Annotated in this window: 18 protein-coding genes, 1 pseudogene and 1 riboswitch; all 19 genes and pseudogenes read left to right on the top strand. The window is 52.0% G+C overall.

Annotated elements, in window-relative coordinates; all coding sequences use genetic code 11:
- Window position 1 precedes the first annotated feature (1 nt).
- The 19 genes and pseudogenes from ACR0DU_RS18125 to ACR0DU_RS18035 all read left to right on the top strand — a co-directional run bounded on the left by ACR0DU_RS18125 (window position 2) and on the right by ACR0DU_RS18035 (window position 20,559).
- Window positions 2-835, top strand: a complete 834-nt coding sequence (locus tag ACR0DU_RS18125) for an arsenate reductase/protein-tyrosine-phosphatase family protein (protein ID WP_480876381.1) — start codon at window positions 2-4, stop codon at window positions 833-835.
- The gene (locus ACR0DU_RS18120) at window positions 832-1,830 is read left to right on the top strand and encodes an ArsJ-associated glyceraldehyde-3-phosphate dehydrogenase (protein WP_480876379.1); all 999 of its coding nucleotides are present in this window, start codon (window positions 832-834) and stop codon (window positions 1,828-1,830) included. The genes ACR0DU_RS18125 and ACR0DU_RS18120 overlap by 4 nt, the downstream gene beginning before the upstream one ends.
- Window positions 1,827-3,092 (top strand): organoarsenical effux MFS transporter ArsJ, encoded by a 1,266-nt coding sequence (arsJ, locus tag ACR0DU_RS18115; protein WP_480876378.1) that lies wholly within the window; start codon window positions 1,827-1,829, stop codon window positions 3,090-3,092. Before ACR0DU_RS18120 ends, arsJ begins: the two co-directional genes overlap by 4 nt.
- Window positions 3,089-4,105, top strand: coding sequence for an ACR3 family arsenite efflux transporter (arsB, locus tag ACR0DU_RS18110; RefSeq protein ID WP_480876376.1), 1,017 nt, complete (start codon window positions 3,089-3,091; stop codon window positions 4,103-4,105). Before arsJ ends, arsB begins: the two co-directional genes overlap by 4 nt.
- A 209-nt stretch (window positions 4,106-4,314) precedes the next feature.
- Entirely contained in the window at window positions 4,315-5,316 is a 1,002-nt protein-coding gene (locus ACR0DU_RS18105) for a glycosyltransferase family 2 protein (protein WP_480876374.1), read from the top strand.
- Window position 5,317: 1 nt separating this feature from the next.
- Window positions 5,318-6,682, top strand: coding sequence for a DUF2142 domain-containing protein (locus ACR0DU_RS18100; RefSeq protein WP_480876372.1), 1,365 nt, complete (start codon window positions 5,318-5,320; stop codon window positions 6,680-6,682).
- A gap of 29 nt (window positions 6,683-6,711) precedes the next feature.
- Window positions 6,712-7,398 (top strand): class I SAM-dependent methyltransferase, encoded by a 687-nt coding sequence (locus tag ACR0DU_RS18095; protein ID WP_480876370.1) that lies wholly within the window; start codon window positions 6,712-6,714, stop codon window positions 7,396-7,398.
- A complete protein-coding gene (locus ACR0DU_RS18090; RefSeq protein WP_480876368.1) occupies window positions 7,391-8,371 on the top strand; it encodes a lysylphosphatidylglycerol synthase domain-containing protein in 981 nt (326 codons plus the stop codon). The genes ACR0DU_RS18095 and ACR0DU_RS18090 overlap by 8 nt, the downstream gene beginning before the upstream one ends.
- A 535-nt stretch (window positions 8,372-8,906) precedes the next feature.
- The gene (locus tag ACR0DU_RS18085) at window positions 8,907-9,851 is read left to right on the top strand and encodes a glycosyltransferase family 2 protein (protein WP_480876366.1); all 945 of its coding nucleotides are present in this window, start codon (window positions 8,907-8,909) and stop codon (window positions 9,849-9,851) included.
- A gap of 195 nt (window positions 9,852-10,046) precedes the next feature.
- The gene (locus tag ACR0DU_RS18080; protein WP_480876364.1) at window positions 10,047-11,543 is read left to right on the top strand and encodes a DUF7056 domain-containing protein; all 1,497 of its coding nucleotides are present in this window, start codon (window positions 10,047-10,049) and stop codon (window positions 11,541-11,543) included.
- A 440-nt stretch (window positions 11,544-11,983) separates the two neighbouring features.
- Window positions 11,984-13,300: a TolC family protein gene (locus tag ACR0DU_RS18075; protein WP_170781986.1), complete on the top strand. Its 1,317-nt coding sequence runs from the start codon at window positions 11,984-11,986 to the stop codon at window positions 13,298-13,300.
- Between the two features lie 8 nt (window positions 13,301-13,308).
- Window positions 13,309-13,899, top strand: coding sequence for a hypothetical protein (locus ACR0DU_RS18070; protein WP_480876362.1), 591 nt, complete (start codon window positions 13,309-13,311; stop codon window positions 13,897-13,899).
- A gap of 96 nt (window positions 13,900-13,995) precedes the next feature.
- Window positions 13,996-14,244 (top strand): hypothetical protein, encoded by a 249-nt coding sequence (locus ACR0DU_RS18065; RefSeq protein WP_480876360.1) that lies wholly within the window; start codon window positions 13,996-13,998, stop codon window positions 14,242-14,244.
- A gap of 131 nt (window positions 14,245-14,375) precedes the next feature.
- Window positions 14,376-14,597: a hypothetical protein gene (locus ACR0DU_RS18060; RefSeq protein WP_480876358.1), complete on the top strand. Its 222-nt coding sequence runs from the start codon at window positions 14,376-14,378 to the stop codon at window positions 14,595-14,597.
- Window positions 14,598-14,788: 191 nt separating this feature from the next.
- Entirely contained in the window at window positions 14,789-14,959 is a 171-nt protein-coding gene (locus ACR0DU_RS18055) for a P-loop NTPase family protein (protein ID WP_010443461.1), read from the top strand.
- A 270-nt stretch (window positions 14,960-15,229) separates the two neighbouring features.
- Window positions 15,230-15,556: pseudogene (locus ACR0DU_RS18050) on the top strand (beta-barrel domain-containing protein); the annotation flags it as partial.
- A 716-nt stretch (window positions 15,557-16,272) separates the two neighbouring features.
- Window positions 16,273-17,946 carry an acetolactate synthase large subunit gene (locus tag ACR0DU_RS18045; RefSeq protein WP_480876356.1) on the top strand — a complete coding sequence of 558 codons (1,674 nt, stop codon included), beginning with the start codon at window positions 16,273-16,275 and terminating at the stop codon, window positions 17,944-17,946.
- Window positions 17,943-19,328, top strand: coding sequence for an aldehyde dehydrogenase family protein (locus ACR0DU_RS18040; RefSeq protein ID WP_319544457.1), 1,386 nt, complete (start codon window positions 17,943-17,945; stop codon window positions 19,326-19,328). The genes ACR0DU_RS18045 and ACR0DU_RS18040 overlap by 4 nt, the downstream gene beginning before the upstream one ends.
- A 112-nt stretch (window positions 19,329-19,440) precedes the next feature.
- Window positions 19,441-19,643: riboswitch (cobalamin riboswitch) on the top strand.
- Window positions 19,644-19,773: 130 nt separating this feature from the next.
- Entirely contained in the window at window positions 19,774-20,559 is a 786-nt protein-coding gene (locus ACR0DU_RS18035) for a DUF4198 domain-containing protein (RefSeq protein ID WP_480876354.1), read from the top strand.
- The last annotated feature ends 2 nt before the right edge of the window (window positions 20,560-20,561 follow it).

Below are 20,561 nucleotides of genomic sequence, written 5' to 3'. Positions count from 1 at the left end.
TATGGAATCATATATCTCAAACCAACTTAACACATTAGGCCATCCACATCGGCTAGCGGTGTTTCGGATGCTTATGCGGCGATATCCTGATCGGGTACCGGCTGGAGAGCTGGGTTCGGCGCTCGATATCAAGCCCAGCACCATGTCGAGCTATCTTAGTGCACTGCAGAACGCTCAGATCATAAATCAGCAGAGGGTTGGAACCTCTTTGCTCTATTCAATTGATATGCATTCTGTGCGGAAAATGCTCGACTACTTATTCTTGGATTGCTGTCTCGGACGACCTGATTTGTGTATGCCCTTCGATTTGGGAAATGACGTCGAGGATGATCGGAAATTCAACGTGTTGTTCCTCTGCGTAGGAAATTCAGCCCGCTCTATCTTTGCGGAATCGCTGCTTCGTGAAATTGCCGGGGATCGGTTCAATGTATTCTCGGCAGGGATCAAGCCTTCCTCTGAATTGAACCCGTTTGCCCTTCAGGTGCTGAAAGACAAAGGCCACGATATCTCGGCTTTGCGTTCAAAGAACATAGCTGAATTCTCAGGGCCGAATGCACCAGACCTCGATTTCGTTTTTACGGTTTGCAATCAGGCGGCAAACGAGGAATGCCCGGCTTGGGATGGCCAACCGATCAGCGGTCATTGGGGCATGGCGGATCCGGTCAAGGCCGAGGGTACCCATGCGGAGAAGGGCCTCGCGTTTCAAAACGCCTATGGTGCACTTAAACGTCGGATTGAGGCCTTTTCTGCGTTGCCGGTCGAAAGTCTTGATCGCCTCGCTTTGCAATCCGCCATCGATGAAATCGGCAAATCTGCCGCTGAGAGTACAACATGACAACTTATGCAGTGAATGGTCTGGGCCGGATGGGAAAGCTTGCCCTGAAGCCGCTTTTGGAACGAGGGGCACGTGTCGCATGGATCAACGACGCGGTGGGTAACGCCGCAATGCACGCGCACTTGTTAGAGTTTGATTCTGTGCACGGCCGTTGGGCTGGGTCTTTCGATCATGAGGACGAAAGCATCACCATCAATGGAACGCGCATACCGTTCGTCGGAACAAACGACCTAACAAAACTCCCACTGGATGGCATCGACGTTGTGATCGATTGCACGGGTGCCTTCAAGACCGAGGTCAAGTTGGCGCCGTATTTTAAAGCCGGTGTTAAGAAGGTGGTTGTCTCTGCGCCGGTCAAGGACGGTCCGACCTCCAACATTGTATATGGTGTCAACGAAGATACATTTGACCCCAAAATGCATCACATTGTGACTGCAGCATCCTGCACGACCAATTGTCTCGCTCCGGTCGTAAAAGTCATTCATGAAAATCTTGGAATCCGGCACGGGTCTATGACCACGATTCATGACGTGACCAACACGCAGACAATGGTTGATCGTCCAGCCAAAGACCTGCGTCGTGCCCGCTCGGCATTGAATTCGTTGATCCCAACCACAACTGGATCAGCAACGGCCATTACGCTGATCTATCCGGAACTAAAGGGTCGATTGAATGGGCATGCCGTGCGTGTTCCATTGCTGAATGCGTCGCTGACAGATTGTGTTTTCGAGGTTGAACGAGAAACAACCATTGAGGAGGTCAATGGCTTGTTCAAGGCTGCCGCTGAAGGACAACTCAGCGGTATTCTAGGTTATGAAACGCGACCCTTGGTGTCGGCAGATTATACAAACGACCAACGTTCTTCGATCGTTGATGCGCCCTCAACCATGGTGGTGAATGGCACCCAGGTGAAAATCTATGCGTGGTATGACAATGAATTCGGATATGCGCACCGCCTGGTCGATGTTGCCTTGATGGTCGGGGCATCATTGTGACGCAAAGACCTGATGGTCTGCCGGCCTACATCGCCGTAACGGCCGCCTATTGGGCGTTTATGCTGACCGATGGGGCGCTCAGGATGCTGGTGCTGTTGCACTTTCATACTCTGGGCTTCTCTCCGGTGCAGTTGGCTTACCTGTTTGTTTTATACGAGATCGCTGGAATGGTGACCAACCTCGCTGCAGGTTGGATTGCGGCCCGGTTTGGGCTGGCGGCAACTCTCTATGCAGGCCTGGCGCTGCAGATCGTGGCCTTGCTAGCGCTGACGCAGCTTGACCCGCAATGGGCCATGAGTGTTTCGGTGGCATTTGTGATGATTGTTCAGGGGGCAAGTGGGGTCGCCAAGGACCTGGCAAAGATGTCGTCAAAATCGGCAGTCAAACTGCTTGCCCCAGCCGAAGGTGGCGGTCTATTCCGATGGGTTGCCATCCTGACAGGATCAAAGAATGCCGTGAAAGGTATTGGTTTCTTGTTCGGGGCGGCGCTGTTGGCGACTTTGGGTTTTAATTGGGCCGTTTTACTTATGGCGATTATACTGGCTGTGGTTTTGGGTGCTATTCTTGCCTTCATGCCAGTCGGTCTTCCCAATGGGCGAAAGGGCGCCAAGTTCTCTGAGGTCTTTTCGAAATCGGCCAATGTAAACTGGATTTCGGCGGCACGGGTCTTTTTGTTCGGCGCGCGGGACGTTTGGTTTGTCGTCGGCATTCCAATCTATTTCTATGCCGTGCTTTCCGATGGCACTGAGGAAGCGAACCGCGCTGCCTTCTTTTTGATCGGCACGTTTATGGCCATCTGGGTGATATTATACGGTGCGGTTCAGGCCGGTGCGCCAAAAATCCTGCGCGCGTCTGAGCGCTCTGAACGAGATTTAATACGCGCCGCACGTGACTGGGCTGCTGCTTTATTCTGCATCCCAGCAATTCTGACTGTCGCAACCCTGCTTTCTACAGGGTCGCCGGTATGGCTGACTGTCACTTTGGTAATTGGCTTGCTGTTCTTCGGGGCGATATTCGCGATCAACTCTTCGCTTCATTCCTATCTGATCCTGGCATTCACCAAATCTGAAAGGGTCACGATGGATATAGGCTTTTACTATATGGCCAATGCCGCGGGCCGATTGATCGGTACCGTTCTGTCGGGCGTCACGTATCAATTGGGCGGGCTTCCATTTGTGCTGGGCACCGCAGCAATCATGATCGGCCTTTCTGCACTCATATCCTGTAAACTTACAGCACCGACCAATGAGGCAATCTTATGAGTATCTTTGAACGCTACCTGAGCGTCTGGATCGCGCTTGCCATGATCGGGGGTGTATTAATTGGCCAGACAGTGCCCGGGCTGGTCGAGGTTATCGCATCGGCAGAGGTGGCGAGCGTTAATCTGGTTGTGGCGTTGTTGATCTGGGCAATGGTCTATCCAATGATGGTTGGCGTTGACTTTGGTGCTGTCGCGGGTGTTGCGCGTCAGCCTCAGGGCCTGATCATCACCCTTGTCGTGAATTGGCTGGTAAAGCCTTTCACCATGGCGATCCTCGCTGTTTTGTTCTTTGAGTTCGTTTTCGCACCATGGATTCAACCTGAAGACGCGGCTCAATACACTGCGGGCCTGATCCTGCTTGGGGCTGCTCCGTGCACTGCAATGGTTTTCGTCTGGTCGCAACTTACAAAAGGGGACGCAACGTACACTTTGGTGCAGGTCTCGGTGAATGATCTGATCATGGTTGTCGCGTTCGCGCCAATAGTAGCATTTTTATTGGGCGTCACAGAGATTTCGGTTCCGTGGCAAACACTTATCCTGGCAACGGTACTCTATGTAGTTTTGCCCTTGATAGCCGGGTTGATCACGCGCAGGTGGCTTGGGTCGCAAGATGCAATCGATACATTTTCGGCAGGTATAAAGCCCTGGTCGGTTGTGGGTTTGATCACCACTGTCGTCATTTTGTTTGGCCTGCAGGGGCAAACGATTTTGGCCCGGCCATTTGTAATTGTGCTGATCGCAGTGCCCATATTGGTACAGAGTTACGGCATATTTTTCTTGGCTTATGGCACAGCCTATGCGTTGAAAGTTCCGCATCGAATTGCTGCTCCTTGCGCCATGATCGGAACTTCGAATTTCTTTGAACTTGCGGTTGCGGTTGCCATCAGTTTGTTTGGATTGAATTCGGGTGCGGCGCTGGCAACCGTCGTTGGGGTGCTCGTCGAGGTCCCGGTGATGTTGTCATTGGTGGCATTCGCAAATCGCACTCGTAGTCGGTTTGCAGTGCCGGAATAATCGCCAAAAACTTCTTACGAACTGTCATGCGCTGATTGAATTTTGTTTCCAATCAGGGGTTCAACGGAGCATTCCAAATCGCGCGTGTGGGGCTTTTATGCAACGTGCGTGTATTATCGCTTTCGGTCGTTTTGCGCGGAATTCATCACTGACATAATTACAGTTTGTGAGGCTAGGAGTGGACCCGAGGTTCAATCGGGGGATCAAATATGCGCATTGCAGTCGTTATTCCCTGTTTCAAGGTCAAGCGCCACATTGAAGATGTGATCGCGCGTATCGGTCCAGAAGTAGAGCATATTTTTGCAGTCGATGATGCCTGCCCCGAAGATTCAGGTGGTTTCATTGAAAAAACAATAAAGGATCCCCGCCTGACGGTTTTAAGGCATAAGACAAACACTGGTGTGGGTGGAGCTGTAATCACGGGATATCGGGCAGCATTGGATGCAGATGCCGAAATAGTCGTGAAGGTTGATGGGGACGGTCAAATGGCCCCTGAATTGATCTCTCAGTTTGTACAACCGATCGCAGTTGGGGAAGCGGACTATGTAAAAGGCAACCGGTTCTATTCGGGTACTGCGGTGAGGGAAATGCCCTGGGTCAGGTTGTTCGGCAACGCGTTTCTTAGCTTCATAACGAAGCTATCAAGTGGGTACTGGAGCATATTTGATCCAACCAATGGGTTTACCGCGATACATGCCCGTACGCTCGCCTCAATTGATCTCGACAAAGTATGCCAGCGATATTTCTTTGAAAGTGACATGCTCATTCGTCTCGGTGATCTTCGGGCTGTCGTGATCGATATTCCTATGCGAGCTGTCTATGCCGACGAAGTCAGCGGGCTTCGCGTCGGACGTGTCATGTTTGAATTTCTTTGGCGCCATTTGGTTGCCACACTAAAGCGCGTTATCTACATGTATTTTCTGCGCGATTTCTCTCTTGCGTCGTTGAACCTCCTGTTTGGAGTCCTTCTCTTGGGGTTTGGGGTCATTTTTGGTGCGGTGGCATGGTCAGAGTCTGTTGCGACCGGTGTGCCAGCCACGACCGGAACCGTAATGCTTTCGGCATTACCGATTGTCCTTGGATTCCAGATGCTCCTGTTTTTTGCAAGTTATGACATTGCATCTGAACCAAAGGTCCCAATTCAACGTCTACGGATCACCCGGCGCATACCGATGCTTGTCGGCAGTGGCGCAAAGATAGACGATAAATAACATGACGTACGATCGGAGTTTGCTTGCGATCTTGTCAGTGTTCTGTGCCGCATTGTGGATAGGCCTGCTGACACCGCCTTTCCAATCCCCCGACGAATTCGATCACGTCGAACGCGCATATTTGCTCTCGAAAGGTCAGTTCCTGTTAAGCACTGACGAGGGTCGGGCATCAGGCGGGAATGTGGACACTGGGTTGCTCGACTATATGGCGCAGTTCAAATCCTTGCCGCATCACCCGGAAGTCAAGGTCACTTCAGCGCAACTGAATTCTGCGAAAGACATAGATTGGAGCGGCAAGCGCGCCTACGAAACACTGCCTGGAACAGGGTATTATTTCCCTCTTATTTATTTACCCCAAGCACTGGCTCTCGCGTGCGGAGAGTTCCTGGGTCAAAGTGTCGATGCAAGCTATAAACTTGCGCGACTTTTTACTCTTAGCGCGGGGTCGTTGATTTTGCTTGCGGCATTTCGAATTATGGTGCCTTCGGCCTTAGTGATCGCACTATTATTCCTCCCGATGACGCTGTTTCAGGCTGCATCTGCAAGCATTGACTTCATATCCACAGCGATGGTGCTTCTGATAATCGCGCTATACCTCGACATAATGAAAAGAAGCACTCGGCCCAGTATTCAAAAGATGCTTGGATTATCGGCCCTGATTTTCTTACTTGCAGGGTGCCGTTTGCACATGGCGCCACTTGTGTTGTTACCCCTGACGTTCGGGGTTCGCTTTCGGAGCATTCCTGCCATTTCCCTATTCATGGTTTTATGTATCGCGATCATTTCCTGGTATGGATTTGCATTATCCATAACTAAGGATATGCGCGTAGATTTAGGTGCGACCACGACCCAGATCTTGGAATATTATGTGCTCAATCCCTGGCAGTTCGCGGACACTCTTTGGGCCACGCTTTCGGACGGACAAAGAACTCTTTACTACCTTCATACATTTTTAGGAATTTTGGGGTGGCTGGATGTGCCATTTTCTCCTCAGACCTACACTACATTATTTCTTATTGTCCTGTTGATCCTGATGTTTGCGATACTTCAGGGAAGAATAGATGATGGGCTGTCTTCATTTGCCTTGATTTCATCTGCATTTGGTGGGTTCTTCATAGTTTTCTTTTCACTTCTAGTAACTTGGACGCCCCATCCCGCCTCAACTATATTGGGTGTTCAGGGCCGTTACTTTTTGCTACCCATCCTACTTCTGGCCTGTCTTTTCCAATCGCGTGGAACTATCGATGGCAGGGCAAGAAAATACAGAATGGCTGAGAATGTGCTGCTGATATTACTGTTGTCATTTTCCCTGTTCGCAACGTCTGAAGCCTTGGAAGCAAGGTATTACTTCTCCAGCAACATATAGGCTTGCGTAAAATGCAGGAGGCCAACGAGATGAAAAACTTTGTAGAGAAACCGGATTGGTCGAACTATGAAGAAAATTGGCTGGCGAACTATGACGCCTCAAATTACGGCTCAAGCTTAAGTGCGCGTATTTTACGTTCGACGCATAACTTGGTTGAGAAAAATGCCGGCCTTGATGATCACTACGGGACGGTTCTTGAGCTTGGCGTTGGTACGATGGCACATTTCGGCTGCGTTCAACATGGTTTCGAGCGATACATCGCTTCCGACCATGATCCAAAAGTAATCGATTGGTTAACCAAGCGTAGTTGGGACCCACGCGTCGAGATCAAGCAGCTTTCAGGTGCCAGGCTGCAATTTGAAGACGATAGTATTGATCGCGTGATCGCGACCCATGTTTTGGAGCACATTCCTGATCCGGTAAGTGCGTTGGAGGAGTGGGTTCGCGTTATCCGTCCGGGCGGGGTACTATCGCTGATCCTCCCGTGTGACCCCGGACTTGCGTGGAGGATTGGGCGAACGTTAGGGCCGCGAAAACGCGGTTATGCAGCGGGCCTGCCTTACGATTATTACATGTCAGTCGAGCATGTAAATGCGATCTATAACCTGCATCAGATTATTAAGTTTCATTTCCCAGAACGCCGTACCAAGTGGTGGCCCATGCGGGCCGCATTTCCGGACATTAACCTGATATACGGGGTTAATTGCTTTGTCTGATGGGACAAAAACACTAACTCGCAATAAACGCCTTCGTTGGACCCTGGCAGGGCTCATTGCAGGATTGGCGCTGCTGGTTGTGCTCATACAAAAAAGTGGAGCAACTCTGTCGGGTATTTCTCAGGTACTGGGCGGCGTACCCTGGCCCATTTACGCGCTGATTATGTTGACGCAAAGCACCATTGTTGTGGCCGCGGCAATGAAGTGGCGGATCGTGCTTTCAGAAACATTGGATATTCAGACAATATCCTTGGGAACGGCCACCTCCGCAACGGCGACCGGTGCGCTTTTGGGGCAGATAATTTCGATACAGATTAGCGTCCCGATTGTCCGCGCGTGGGTCGCGAGCAAAAGCGGCATTCGCGCACGCGCCGCTGCGGGTACCTCACTATTCGAGCAATCGTTAGAGCTTTTGACGCTGGGAATTGCGGTATTGGCCGGCCTTGTGTTTGTTGCGTTGGGTGCGGCTTTTGCAACATTCTCTTTGATCGTACTTCTCGGGGTTGTTGTCGCTGCGCTAAAGCCTGTCCTGCGTGGGAGTGCAATGGTGGTTCATCAAGTTCGTGTGATGATAGGAGAGGGCGCGGCTTTGACGTCGCTCGCCGATGGTTTGAACCAAGCTGCTGACCAAAGATCTGTGGTGCTACATAAACTTATGGGGTTGAGCCTTTTGAGGTATGTGCTGATAGCGGGTTTGAATGTTGGTCTGATGGTGATGTTTTTGCCGGGGCTCGATCCCATGCCGCTTTTCGTCGCCTTCCCTTTGATATTACTCGTTTCGTCGATCCCGTTTTTACCTGCAGGATTGGGAGTGACTGAAGTGACATGGGCTAGCGCTCTATTCCTTCAGGGCATTGACGCGGCGACTGCGGCCGAAGCTGCGGTATCTTTGAGGATCGTAACCGTCAGCGGATTCTTGTTGTGCTACCCCTTCCTTGCGGCAGCGGGATTTGGGCGGCATCAGGATCTTTGATCGTGAAAATTCCGTATTTTGTCAGGTGGGTTCAAAGCACCAATTCCCTATCATGCTGGGATCTCTGGACTGAGTAGTTGTCCAATTGGTTTTTTACTCACTGATGTGGATCAAACTATCGCGGCCTATTTGGTCATTTGGGAGAACCACAAATCAGTACGCGTGATGCCCCAATCTAGCCACAATAGCCTGATGAATCGGAAACAATCTGTTCTTGTTTTGGAATTCCTAGCGCAAGAGAGTAAAAAAGAATGATAAACCCAATCGCATCAGATCTGACTTGGCAAAAAGAGCCCTGTTCGAAGAGCGGCAGCAACTAGCGCCACAGGCGATCAGATGGAGCCGGCTTTAGAAATTGCTGCTCACACCGCCTGAAGTGGAGGAGATGACCTAGGTTGATATACGCGCATAATTCCCGACAGCTAGGTCGCCCAATCGCAACATCAGTTGCGACAGATAATCCTTTGAGACCAGAGTCTTCGCTGATCACGATTGCCTTCATGATCGGAATACATACTCAATGGTGCTGTACCCCATGACGCAGACATGGCTTACCGTAATTATGCCAATCTATAATGGCGGGGACACTCTGGACGCTGCACTGTCGTCGCTAGATGGTCAATGCGAAGGGCTTGAGATTGTCGCCGTCAATCAAGGTTCAACGGATAATAGCCGCGAACTTCTCGAGGCTGCGCGGTCACGTCTTCCAATCCGGATCATCGACAATCCTGATGCAAAATCGTGGACCGAGAACACAAATCTTGGACTGCGAGAAGCAGTTTCATCCCTTATCACAATGTTGCATCAGGATGATATCTGGTCGCCTGGTCGTGCGGCATTGCTGAAAGAAATGTCCTCACGATACCCGAATGTCGATATATGGGTTCATGGTGCGAATCTTATTGATCTTAAGGGCAATACGGTCGGCCATATGTGTCCTCCGTTCGGAGGTGCTCAGCGCGTTCTTTCATTCGAAGAGGCGCTTTCGTACTTGATTGTTCAAAATACCGTTGCGTTGCCTGCCGTCATGTTCAGGCGGGATGCGGCAATGCGAAAGGGCGGTCTTGATGAAGACCTTTGGTATACTGCCGACTGGGACCTTTGGTTGAGCCTCGCACAGAATGGATTGGCTTGGGATCCCACCTGCGCCGCATCGTTTCGTATTCATGCAGCTTCCCAGACCATGACCGGGTCGCGAGACCTGCAATCGTTCAAGCGACAATTGAAGATCCCAATGGAACGGCATCTTGTGCATTTGCCAGACGATCTCAGAAAGATTGCCCGTAAACGCGCTGATACGGCCAATGCTTTTAACATTTGTTTGGCCAGCCTGCACCATCGCAGATTGCGTGGATGTGGTTCAGCGTTAAAGGCAATAATCTCACTTGGACCGCTTGAATGGCGCGAGTTTCTCACCCGCTCACAGATCGTGAACAGGCTCGTGCCCCGGCTTAAGCTAGCGCTGAAAAGAGGAACATGAGATGAGTCCATTCAGAGCGCCTATAGATTGCGCATTTGAGGCAGACGCGGAGTTTGCTTTGATATCGCGGCACCGTGTTTTTTTTGAATTGGATTGTTTTTCACATCGCGTGAGAGGTTGGTTAAATCCAGTGGCAGATATTGAGATCACGCGCGGTGAAACAAGCCAGCAGCGTTTTATGTGAGAGTGCACAGAATGACGGTGCGCACAAAGATCTTACCACAAAACCTGAACCGCGCTGAACGGTTATCGTTTGCACTTAAAGCCTTTATTTTATTAAAGATTGCGTTTCTCGTTGTGCTGGCGGTCAATACTCGTTTTGTAATGGATGAGTTTTGGCATTTTACCCAACCCGTTTATCTGTTCGACGGAACGTTCGAGACGATCTGGCCGAAAAAGGCGGTCGGATATGCTCTGTTCTATGAATTCTCTCATCTGATCGGATGGGATGCCACCTCAATGCTGATAGCAGGCCGATTGACGACAGCCTGCCTGGCATTCGCCATCGCTTGGTGTGTCTACCTATGCGCCAGGTCTTTGGGGGCGGAACGTGTTACGGCTTTGTTAGCCGTTGCACTCTTGCTGAGCTTTAGTAATTTCATCGAACGCGGATTCCGCTTGCGTTCAGAACCGCTTGCCACGCTATTTGCGATTATGGCAATTCTGGTCGTCATTCGGTCTGGAACTGACCGCGCCAAGCCTCTTCTGATTGCTGGTTTGCTAAGTGGGCTTGCATTTGTAACGACCCAAAAATCAATCTACTTCAATTTTGCGTTGGGGGCCGCATTGACTATTGATGCGCTCATCATGCGCTCAGTCGCCCGAGCGGTGAAGCGTGGGGTAATGCTCTTACTGGGGTGGGCAGCCGCAATAGCAGTTTACGGAGTCCTGTTAGGGGGCGCCGCGATGCCACAGGTTCTTGCCGTGCTTTTCTTTGGGCCAGCGGAACTCGCGTTCAACGGGGGCAGTTATTACGAAGGACTTGATGCGTTCGTCTGGCAAACGCTAAAGCGAAATTCTCTGCAATATGGTTTGGTGATATTTGGGCTTTTTGTTGCGGCCTCTCGATTTGCCAAATGTGATAGTGCTGCACGGGTATATTTTACCTTTACGTTAGTGCTTTCTGCATTGGTCTTTTTTCATAATCAAACATGGCCGTACGTTTTCGTCATGGTGCTGCCGTTTCTGGCTTTCTATTGTGCCGACGCCGTCGTCCGATTGATGCTGCGATCAGAAATGTGGTATTCGCGTGTTATTGGCATTCTGGTAATTGTTGCTGTGCTGAGCACGCTGCGAAATGTTCAATATTTGGCCCACGATAACCGTGACCAATTTGCGCTTATTCAGCGAGCAGAAGAACTACTTGCGCAAGAGGACACCTATTTTGACGGCATTGGCATGATTCCCAGTCGTCGCATGGAGCCGCGCCTCTGGCTTGATGCACAAGCTGTCAACAACACGAAATCTGCAGGCGAAGAATCTGCCCTGTATCAGGCGTTGTTCCGCGCCGAGCCAAAACTTGTGATATTATCTTATCGTACAGACAATCTGGGATCGGAATTTGGCGCCGTGCTTGAGGCGAATTATGAGTTGCGAGCTCCGAACATTATGGTGCCCCGTGCAACAAACAATTCAGTTTTGACCGATCCGGGCGATCGTATTTTGCTTTTTGAAGGCGTCTACAGCTACTAAGGTTAGCCTGCGTTTATTGGGATCGGTATCGACTTAGAAAAGAGTCAAAGGTTCATACTGGGCTCGAGCACCGATTTTCTGGATGCGGGTGGCGGTTTCGACAGGTCGATTGTGGCGCAGGTAGATGACGTCAACCGTGATTTGAAGCTTGAATTGATGATATCTGGCTGGGCATTGCGATCACGGATGTAGAACTGGCCGATGCAATCGACAATGCATTGCAGGTCGAAGGAAGCGGTCTTTGGCTGCGTGCAGATGGTGCATTAGGGGCGGCACGTGCGCAGTTGTTGTCACGCTTTAATCTAAATATGCGTGCAAAGCATAAGGTTGTTTGTCCGTCAAAATACCCTTTTAACGAGAACTTTGAATAGCACTTTGTTAAGAATATTGACCGATGATTTGTTGTCTGGCGCATAATTAATACCAGGAGCATTGGCATCATGAAGGCTTGGTTGTCGGTTTTGATAACCACGATAGTTTTGGCTGGTTGCACTGAAGATATTCAGGGGACTCAGTCCTTTGATCCGACTGCAAAACCCGTGGAAGTACCCGCATCAGGTAGGAACAATCTGAAGGGAAGCGTTGCACATACCGATTTTGCCGAGCTGGTACGAACTTCGGTCGCTACTTCACCCACGACAGCCGCAGGCACCGCGAACGTTCTGGCATCGAAGTCTCGAATCGACGCAGAGCAGGGGGCATTTTTGCCGCAGATAGAGGCCGAAACGTCTTTGACGTCTGGCGGTGATCCGGTTCCAATCCTGCGGTTGAGCCAGATCATATATGATGGGGGCAAAGTCAACAGTCGCGTCGGATTGCGCCAGATCGAAGCCCGGCAGACTTGGTTAAGTGAGTTGTCAGAGCTGAACGCATTAAGTTTCGAAGCCATAGAAACCATAGTCAATCTGGACCGCAATCGTCGCCTCGAACAGCAGGCTCGGCAGAATCTGGACCGCACGGATATATTGGTTGACGACCTCCAGTCACGCTTTGATGCGGGGGCTGGATCTGTTGCAAATCTGCTGGCCGGGCAAGGGCGCAGGTCAAATGCCGAGACAGAACTGGCACAAGCGCAGACAGAAGTGGAACTGGCAACCGCAAACTGGGTAGAAGTATTTGGGACCCGTCCCGGTGTTATTCCGACGATCCCACCGGCCCCGGCTTTGGCTGGGTCTTCGGCGCATGAGATGGTTGAGCGCAGCCCACGTTTACGGACTCAGGTTGCCGTTAGCCAGGTGCGCCAGCAAGAAGTTATCGTTGCGGAACGGGCGACTCGGCCGACCCTGTCCGCGATCCTTGAGACTGATTTCGATCAGGGGTTCATTGACGATGGGGCGCAGGCTCGATTGGGCGTGACAGTTCCGATTTACCAAGGTGGTTCCTCACGGGCCAACGTGAAAACGGCGCGCGCGAATCTTCAACAAAGCCAAGCCGATGAAGAGGAGTTGCGCCGCGAGTTGCAGCGTAATCTGTCTCGGGCGCTGGAAGAGACCAATTCAATCCAACGGCGGCTAGCGACAGCCCGACGCGCGGTCGAGATCAATGAGCAGGCGCTAGATGCTGCACGGGGTCAGTTTAATATTGGGCGCAGCACATTGGTTCAGATATTGGATGCATTGCGCGAACTGAACCTTGCGCAGGTGCGGGTAATTCAACTTGAAGCGCAAGCGCGTCGCGCCGAATATGCTGTGCTGGCGGTCACCGGTGACATCCTGGACGCTTTGGGTGTCGCTCAGCCTACCGATCCGACCTTGTGACAGTCCCGATGAATTCAGCCACCTCCGACCCGCTGATCAATCATCTCCGGCTATTAACGGAACATCTAGGCCATGGTCTGTCCGAGACAGATCTGTTTCGGGTTTTTAAGAGCAAGCCTGACGCTTATGCCGTCGAAGACGCTGTAAGTGCGTTGGAGGTGGCGGGTTACAGGGCGGATTTCGGCAAGGCGCGGTTGTTGAAGCTTGATCCGATCCTTTTTGTGGTTCTGGCCTTTGATGCCGAGGGCTCCCCTATTGTAGTGCTGGATAGAGAGGATAAGGATCGATTCCTAGTGATTAATGCCAGTACTGGATCATCCGAGCTGCAGGTTTGGCGGCGACAGGATCCACGCCCGAGCAAAGCGCGCGGGGTTCTGCGCACCGCTCGGAGGAGGACCGTTCAGCGCCACAGGGCATTGGTTTTGGCCGCCGTGGTAACCAGCGTACTTGGACTGGCGACCTCTCCGTTCACGATGGTTGTCTATGATCGCATTCTGCCGAATGAAGCGGTCGACAGTCCATTGGCCTTGGTTGCTGGTGTGGGCTTTGTGTTGCTGTTTTGGCTTTCTTATCCAAAATCTGCGGTCGCGTTTCATTGACACAGCAGGGAAACGGGCGGATAGGAAGATCGCCGAACGGCTGTTCAATCAGTTGATGACGCTCAAGATGAAGTCACGTAGGGTCAGAATGGGCGAATGGGCTCGATCCTGCGGGACTTTGAGGTGGTACGTGACTTTTTCACCTCAGCCTCTCTGGTTGCTTTGGTCGATTTACCCTTCCTATTTGTATTTATCGGTGTGATCTGGGCCATCGGCGGTACTCTCGCGCTGGTTTCGGCAATTGCTGTGCCGATTAGTTGCTATCGGGGCTTTTGGCGCACCCATTCCTCAGCCGATATGCGCGTGAATCTAGTTTTGATAGTCAGACCAAACAATCAGTTCTGATGGAAACGCTGACGGGGATGGAAACGCTCAAGACGACCGGTGCCGAACCGGTCATGCGCGCTCGCTGGGAGGAGACGGTACGCGCGCAGGCAGATAGTTCCGGCAGGACGCGTTTGCTGTCATAGGGAACGGTGAGCCTTACCTTTCTGGTTCAACAGATCACGCAGGTCACGATTGTGTTTTTCGGTGTGTTCCTGATCCGGGACGGGGTGATCTCCATGGGAGCACTGATCGCTTGCGTGATCTTGACGGGCAAAACCTTGTCACCTCTGTCCCAGTTGGCGCAGGTACTGACGCGTCTGAACCAAGCGCGCGTGGTTTATCACCAGATCGTTGCGATTATGGTGCAATAGGTCGAGCGTCAGCCTGGCCGACGCTATTTGTCTCGGCGCAGGATCGAAGGTCAGATTGACTTCAAGGGTGTCAGTTTTGCTTACGATGACGCGTTGGGTTCGATTCTTAAGGATATCGATTTAGCGATCAAACCGGGCGAAAAAGTCGCGATATAGGGCCCGATTGAGTCTGGGAAAGCACTCTGGCGCGCTTGATCTTGGATTTGTATGAACCTGATACCGGGGCGGTCATGCAGGATGGTCTGGATGCGCGTGCCGTGGATCCGGCGGATAAGACCCGCAATATTGGCGCTGTGTTGCAGGATTGCTGGCCGTTCTCAGGGACTCTGAAGGAGAACATCATTTCTGGCCGGTTTAGATAATCTCTTCCGGCTTCGGTCGCTTGTTTGCCATTCTTGGTCCTCTATTTCTTAAACATAGCGGTGGACCATTTCAGATGGCGAGGCTCACAAACTGGTTTCGCCTGAAACCCGTATTCCAGCCTTTCAGACCCGTCTCGCATGTGCCGAAATTCGCGCACCGACGCGCAGCATTGTCAATCAGGTTTTGATTTCGACTTTGGGCGGAGTGGTACAGCAGGGTCAGACCGTAGTTGAAACGTACCGTTTGCCGAAACCGTCACAGTCGAGGCCTTTGTCGCGCCGGATGACATTACCTTTATTCGATCTGATCTGGAGGTAAAGGTGCGTATTACGGCATATGACGCTTCACGCTATGGTGCCCTGGACGGGCGGGTAACGCGCATCGGCGCGGATACGGTACTTGCCCCGGATGGAGATACGCCGGTTTATGTCGTGGCGATACGGCTGAGTGGAGCGTTGACGGACGCGAATGGGCAGAATCTGGACGTGATACCGGGAATGGTTGCTCAAGTTGATATGCTGTCCGAACCAAAAACAGTGCTGGAGTATCTGACGAAGCCAGTCATCCGCGTAAAGGACAGGGCGTTTCGAGACTGACGGATTACGGCTGTTCTGTCCCCGCACTCATTTTGTTACCGCGTTGATATCACTTCACCAATACGTGATGAGCCCTGTGCTGGATTATGGCCGTTCCAGTTCCAATCTAGTTTGAATATTTAGCCATCGACTTGATTGCAGCACACCTAGGCTGGGCCTAAGTCGAACCAAGAACGAGCCAAACAAACATGTTGCAGCAATCCAGTTCTCTCTTTTGTCTCGCGGTTCTATGGGTCGTTGTGATGCACGTCGGGTTAATCACCCAATTCGACAGGGCCATGAGGCTTAATTTTCCCGTGGTTGCCCGGTGTTGTCACGTTTTTGAGCGTTTTTGCGGGTTATTTTGGCAATATTTCTTTGTTCAGGATCGTGCGGAAACGCCCCTCAATTGGTCAGAGCAGTCAGGGATTGGGTGCGCCTACGAAAATGCTACTTCAACTGTTCCGCTCGGGTCGACGCGTGATTTGCGCCCCATTGGTGCGGTTCATTTTGCGCATTACCCATTGCTGACAGTGGAGCAGGGAGCGAAAGGCCACTCAGCTGCGATTGTCGGTCGATAAGCGTGGAACCCAATTCCGAGGACAAGCTTTTTCCCAAGCGACAGCGATTGCAAGCAGGTGGTTAATCGATGGACCTGAACCTCATTCAAAATGGTGGTACATTTAGTTTCGTGGCCACCCCAAGCTCACCGATCTGTCGTGAAATCAGGAGATTACATGTCTAATAATGACCAAATCGTATCGCCAATTAACAAAGCTTCTGATCTGCTGGTCGCAGCGCTTGAGGCGGAGGGTGTTGAGTACATCTTTGCTGTTCCGGGAGAAGAGAACCTGGATGTTCTGGAATCTCTAAGAACCTCAAAAATAGAGTTGGTTCTAACGCGTCACGAACAGGGCGCGGCATTCATGGCTGCGACCTACGGTCGTCTGACGGGTAAGGCCGGAGTCTGCATGGCGACGCTGGGGCCGGGGGCAACGAACTTTGCTACACCAGCGGCCTATGCTCATCTGGGTGGTATGCCGCTGATCATGATCACGGGGCAGAAACCAATCAAGAAGTCGAAACAGGGCCAGTTTCAGATTGTCGATATTGTTGGGCTATTCGATCCGATCTGCAAAATGTCCAAACAGATCGTACACGGCAACACAATACCCTCATTGATCCGCGAAGCCTTTCGTGTCGCGCAAGAGGAGCGCCCCGGCGCGGTTTTGTTGGAACTTCCGGAAGACATTGCAGCCGAAGAGACTTCTGAGCATGTTCTTGAACCGCATCAGCGTCACTATGCCGTGGCCGGTGATGCAGTTCTGACCGAAGCGGCTGAGATGATCCGTGCTGCCAGGATGCCGCTTTTGCTTTTGGGGGCCGGGGCGAACCGAAAACACGCCCGCAGCGCATTGAGCAAGTTCGTGAACGATACCCAGATCCCATTTTTCAATACTCAGATGGGTAAGGGTGTCGTGGATGAGCGGTCCGAACTGTTTTTGGGCACAGCCGCTCTGTCGGATGGTGATTATCTGCACTGCGCCATCGAACGCGCTGATCTGATCATCAATGTGGGTCACGATGTTGTGGAAAAACCACCGTTCTTTATGGAAGAGGGCGGCACCAAAGTGATCCATGTTAACTACAAGGCCGCGCAGGTTGATCAAGTTTATTTCCCTCAAGTTGAAGTGGTTGGTGATCTGGCGCAATCCATCTCCAAATTGGGTGAGTTCCTGCAAGGACCTTTGGAATTTGACCGAAGTTACTTCCAGCGGGTCAAAAACGAGACCGATCTACACACATCAGAAGGCGCTGATGATCCGCGTTTTCCGGTCATCCCCCAGCGGTTTGTAGCTGACACACGTAAAGTCATGGGGGACTGCGATATCATCGCTTTGGACAACGGTATCTACAAAATTTGGTACGCCAGAAACTACCAGGCCTATCAACCCAACACGGTTCTGCTGGACAACGCGCTTGCGACCATGGGGGCAGGCTTACCTTCGGCCATGATGGCAGCGAAGCTATATCCTGAGCGTAGGGTTATGGCCATTTGCGGTGACGGAGGGTTCATGATGAACAGCCAGGAGATTGAAACCGCCGTTCGTCTTGGCCTCAATCTTGTTGTTACTGTTCTGAATGACAGCTCGTACGGAATGATCCGTTGGAAGCAGTCGCATGCGGGGTTTGATGATTGGGGATTGGAATTTAAGAATCCTGATTTTGTGCAATACGCTAACAGCTATGGTGCTACGGGTCATCGGGTCGAAAGGACAGAAGATCTGGTGCCTACCTTTGAAAAAGCGTTTGAAGCAGGTGGTGTGCATCTGATCGACTTGCCGGTCGATTACAGTGAAAACCAACGCGTTCTCATTGATGAGCTTGCGGCGAAGGTCTGTCTGATATGAGTAATGTTGTTGAAGTTCTGAACCCGTTTGATCTTGAGAAAATCGGTAGTGTCGAGGTTAAAAGCTGGAACGATATCAATGTCATGTTGAATGTGGCACACGGTCTGCACCGTGATCGAGGCACTTGGTTGCCTGCTTACAGGCGGATTGAGGTTCTGAAGAATACAGCTCGGATCATGTCCGGCCGCGCGGAAGACCTTGCGATGCTAATCGCCAGCGAAGGTGGCAAACCCTTGATTGACGCGCGCATCGAAGTGACGCGTGCCATTGATGGTGTCGAGCTGTGTATCCATGAGATCGGTCAGATGGCGGGTCGGGAAATACCGATGGATCTGACGGCGGCAGGATCGGGTCGGATTGCCTTTACACAGCGTGAACCTATCGGCGTAGTGGTTGCCGCAAGCGCGTTTAACCATCCGTTGAACTTGATCGTACATCAGGTGGCGCCGGCTGTGGCCACTGGATGCCCGGTCCTCGTCAAACCGGCACTTGATACACCACTGTCATGCGAAGCATTTGTCGACATCCTGTACGAGGCTGGCCTACCAAAGGAGTGGTGCCATCTGACGATTTGCCAAAATGATGTAGCTGAACGGATGATCACGGACGCGCGTGTCGGATTCTTTTCTTTCATCGGATCGGCACGTGTCGGTTGGATGCTGCGCTCGAAGCTGGCGCCGGGGACGCGATGCGCGTTGGAGCACGGCGGAGCGGCGCCAGTTATCATCGATGAGACAGCCGACATTGATGCCATGATTCCCTTGTTGACCAAGGGTGGATTTTATCATTCCGGTCAAGTTTGTGTCTCGGTTCAGCGTGTTTTTGCTCCATCAGGGATGGCGGAAACGGTCGCTCGAAAGTTGGCAGAAGCCGCCTCAGCGCTGAAGGTGGGTGATGCCCGTGACGCCAGCGTGGAATGTGGGCCACTGATCCGTCCGGGTGAAGTTGATCGAGTAGAACAATGGGTAGACGAAGCGGTTGCGGGAGGTGCCCGCGTAATGACAGGGGGTAAACGGCTGGGCCGAACGACCTATGCTCCGACTGTCCTTCTAAACCCACCCGCTGATGCGAGCGTGTCCACCTCCGAAATCTTCGGGCCGGTCGTTTGTGTTTATGAATATGATGATCTTAGTGCTGCATACGAAGCTGCAAACGCTCTTCCTTTTGCATTTCAGGCGTCGGTCTTTACCAAATCCCTGGATACAGCAATGCATGCCGTGCGGTATTTGGACGCCACGGCCGTCATGGTGAACGATCATACTGCTTTTCGGGTCGACTGGATGCCATTCGCGGGTCGCCGTCAATCAGGGTACAACACCGGCGGTATCGGCTACACCATGCATGACATGACGCAAGATAAGATGGCTGTAATACGGCTGTGAAGAAGCTGTCAGGATCGATCCGATGCTGGTCGAGCGAATGTGGGTACTCTAATTTCGCAAATGGCCCGCTTAGTGACGGAAACGATTGTTGACCGTGCTTTGCATGTTCTGGCATGAACACGCCATGTTCGGTTCCGGGGGATTCCCCTGGAAGCAATAGGGAATGTAGTGCGGTGCTCTTCGCGCCAAATCTGCAACTGCCCCCGCAACTGTAAGCGGCGAGCGCGGCTGACAATGCCACTGGGATATCCCGGGAAGGCCAGCATAGCGCTTTGACCCGCAAGTCAGGAGACCTGCCGAACACGCGCCCTCGGAAAGGGTGCTCATTGTCGGCGACGGGGTGTGCGCCTTATCCGTTTGTCTCGGTCGACGAACGGACGCGGGCCTTCCCCAAGTCAAAACCAAATATGTGCCGGGGAAGGCGCGACCTGAGAAGGACTGAGTTTTGAAGAAATTGCTTTTGGCAGCAGCAGCTGCTGCAGTGATGCCTGCGTTTGCGAGCGCTCATTTCCTAATGGAATACACAGAAAACACGATGATCGAGCGACCCGGTGATGTGCCGGTAAAGCTGATATTCTGGCACCCGTTTGAAGCTGGTCATGTGATGACGCTTGAAAAACCGGAAGAATTCTATGTGATCCACAGCGGCAATAAAACCGATCTGCTGGACACATTGGAAGAAACCACATTTGACGGCCCAGACAACAGCGCCAAGGCGTTCAAAGGCTCGGTCCCGGTGAAGCGTTCGGGCGACTATGTGGTGGTGACCGTTCCTGCGCCTTACTACGAAGAATCTGAGGATATTTATATCCAGCAGATCACCAAGGCCTATCTGAACCGAAATGAACTGCCCACCGACTGGGATCAGCCGCAAGGTCTGGCAACAGAAATCCTGCCGCTTAACAAGCCCTACAACATCATTGCTGGCTCAACTTTCACGGGTCGCGTGCTGAGCGATGGCAAACCAGTTGCAGGGGTCGAGATTGAGATCGAATACATCGCCGCCGCCCCTGACCTCAAAGGCACGGGCGCCGCTGCACCGACGGTGTCACCGCTGCCAGGTGGTGCGCTGGTAGCGATTTCGGACGAGAATGGCTATTTCAGTTTTGGTGTACCCAAAGCCGGTTACTGGGGTTTCGCCGCTTTGGGCTCTGGTCCGAAAACCGAGCATGAAGGTAAAGAGCTGAGCCAGGATGCCGTGATCTGGATCCGCGCCTGGGATCTGGAGTAAAC

Source organism: Ruegeria sp. G2 (assembly GCF_056533505.1).
Note: the sequence above shows the minus strand (reverse complement) of the source record. Positions and strands in the feature narration are given on the sequence as shown.

What these genes read in the sequence shown, in the direction of transcription:
- ACR0DU_RS18125 (WP_480876381.1), top strand. Translation starts at nt 2, where the DNA reads ATGGAATCATATATCTCAAACCAACTTAACACATTAGGCCATCCACAT.
- ACR0DU_RS18120 (WP_480876379.1), top strand. Translation starts at nt 832, where the DNA reads ATGACAACTTATGCAGTGAATGGTCTGGGCCGGATGGGAAAGCTTGCC.
- arsB (WP_480876376.1), top strand. Translation starts at nt 3,089, where the DNA reads ATGAGTATCTTTGAACGCTACCTGAGCGTCTGGATCGCGCTTGCCATG.
- ACR0DU_RS18105 (WP_480876374.1), top strand. Translation starts at nt 4,315, where the DNA reads ATGCGCATTGCAGTCGTTATTCCCTGTTTCAAGGTCAAGCGCCACATT.
- ACR0DU_RS18100 (WP_480876372.1), top strand. Translation starts at nt 5,318, where the DNA reads ATGACGTACGATCGGAGTTTGCTTGCGATCTTGTCAGTGTTCTGTGCC.
- ACR0DU_RS18095 (WP_480876370.1), top strand. Translation starts at nt 6,712, where the DNA reads ATGAAAAACTTTGTAGAGAAACCGGATTGGTCGAACTATGAAGAAAAT.
- ACR0DU_RS18085 (WP_480876366.1), top strand. Translation starts at nt 8,907, where the DNA reads ATGACGCAGACATGGCTTACCGTAATTATGCCAATCTATAATGGCGGG.
- ACR0DU_RS18080 (WP_480876364.1), top strand. Translation starts at nt 10,047, where the DNA reads ATGACGGTGCGCACAAAGATCTTACCACAAAACCTGAACCGCGCTGAA.
- ACR0DU_RS18075 (WP_170781986.1), top strand. Translation starts at nt 11,984, where the DNA reads ATGAAGGCTTGGTTGTCGGTTTTGATAACCACGATAGTTTTGGCTGGT.
- ACR0DU_RS18070 (WP_480876362.1), top strand. Translation starts at nt 13,309, where the DNA reads ATGAATTCAGCCACCTCCGACCCGCTGATCAATCATCTCCGGCTATTA.
- ACR0DU_RS18065 (WP_480876360.1), top strand. Translation starts at nt 13,996, where the DNA reads ATGGGCTCGATCCTGCGGGACTTTGAGGTGGTACGTGACTTTTTCACC.
- ACR0DU_RS18045 (WP_480876356.1), top strand. Translation starts at nt 16,273, where the DNA reads ATGTCTAATAATGACCAAATCGTATCGCCAATTAACAAAGCTTCTGAT.
- ACR0DU_RS18040 (WP_319544457.1), top strand. Translation starts at nt 17,943, where the DNA reads ATGAGTAATGTTGTTGAAGTTCTGAACCCGTTTGATCTTGAGAAAATC.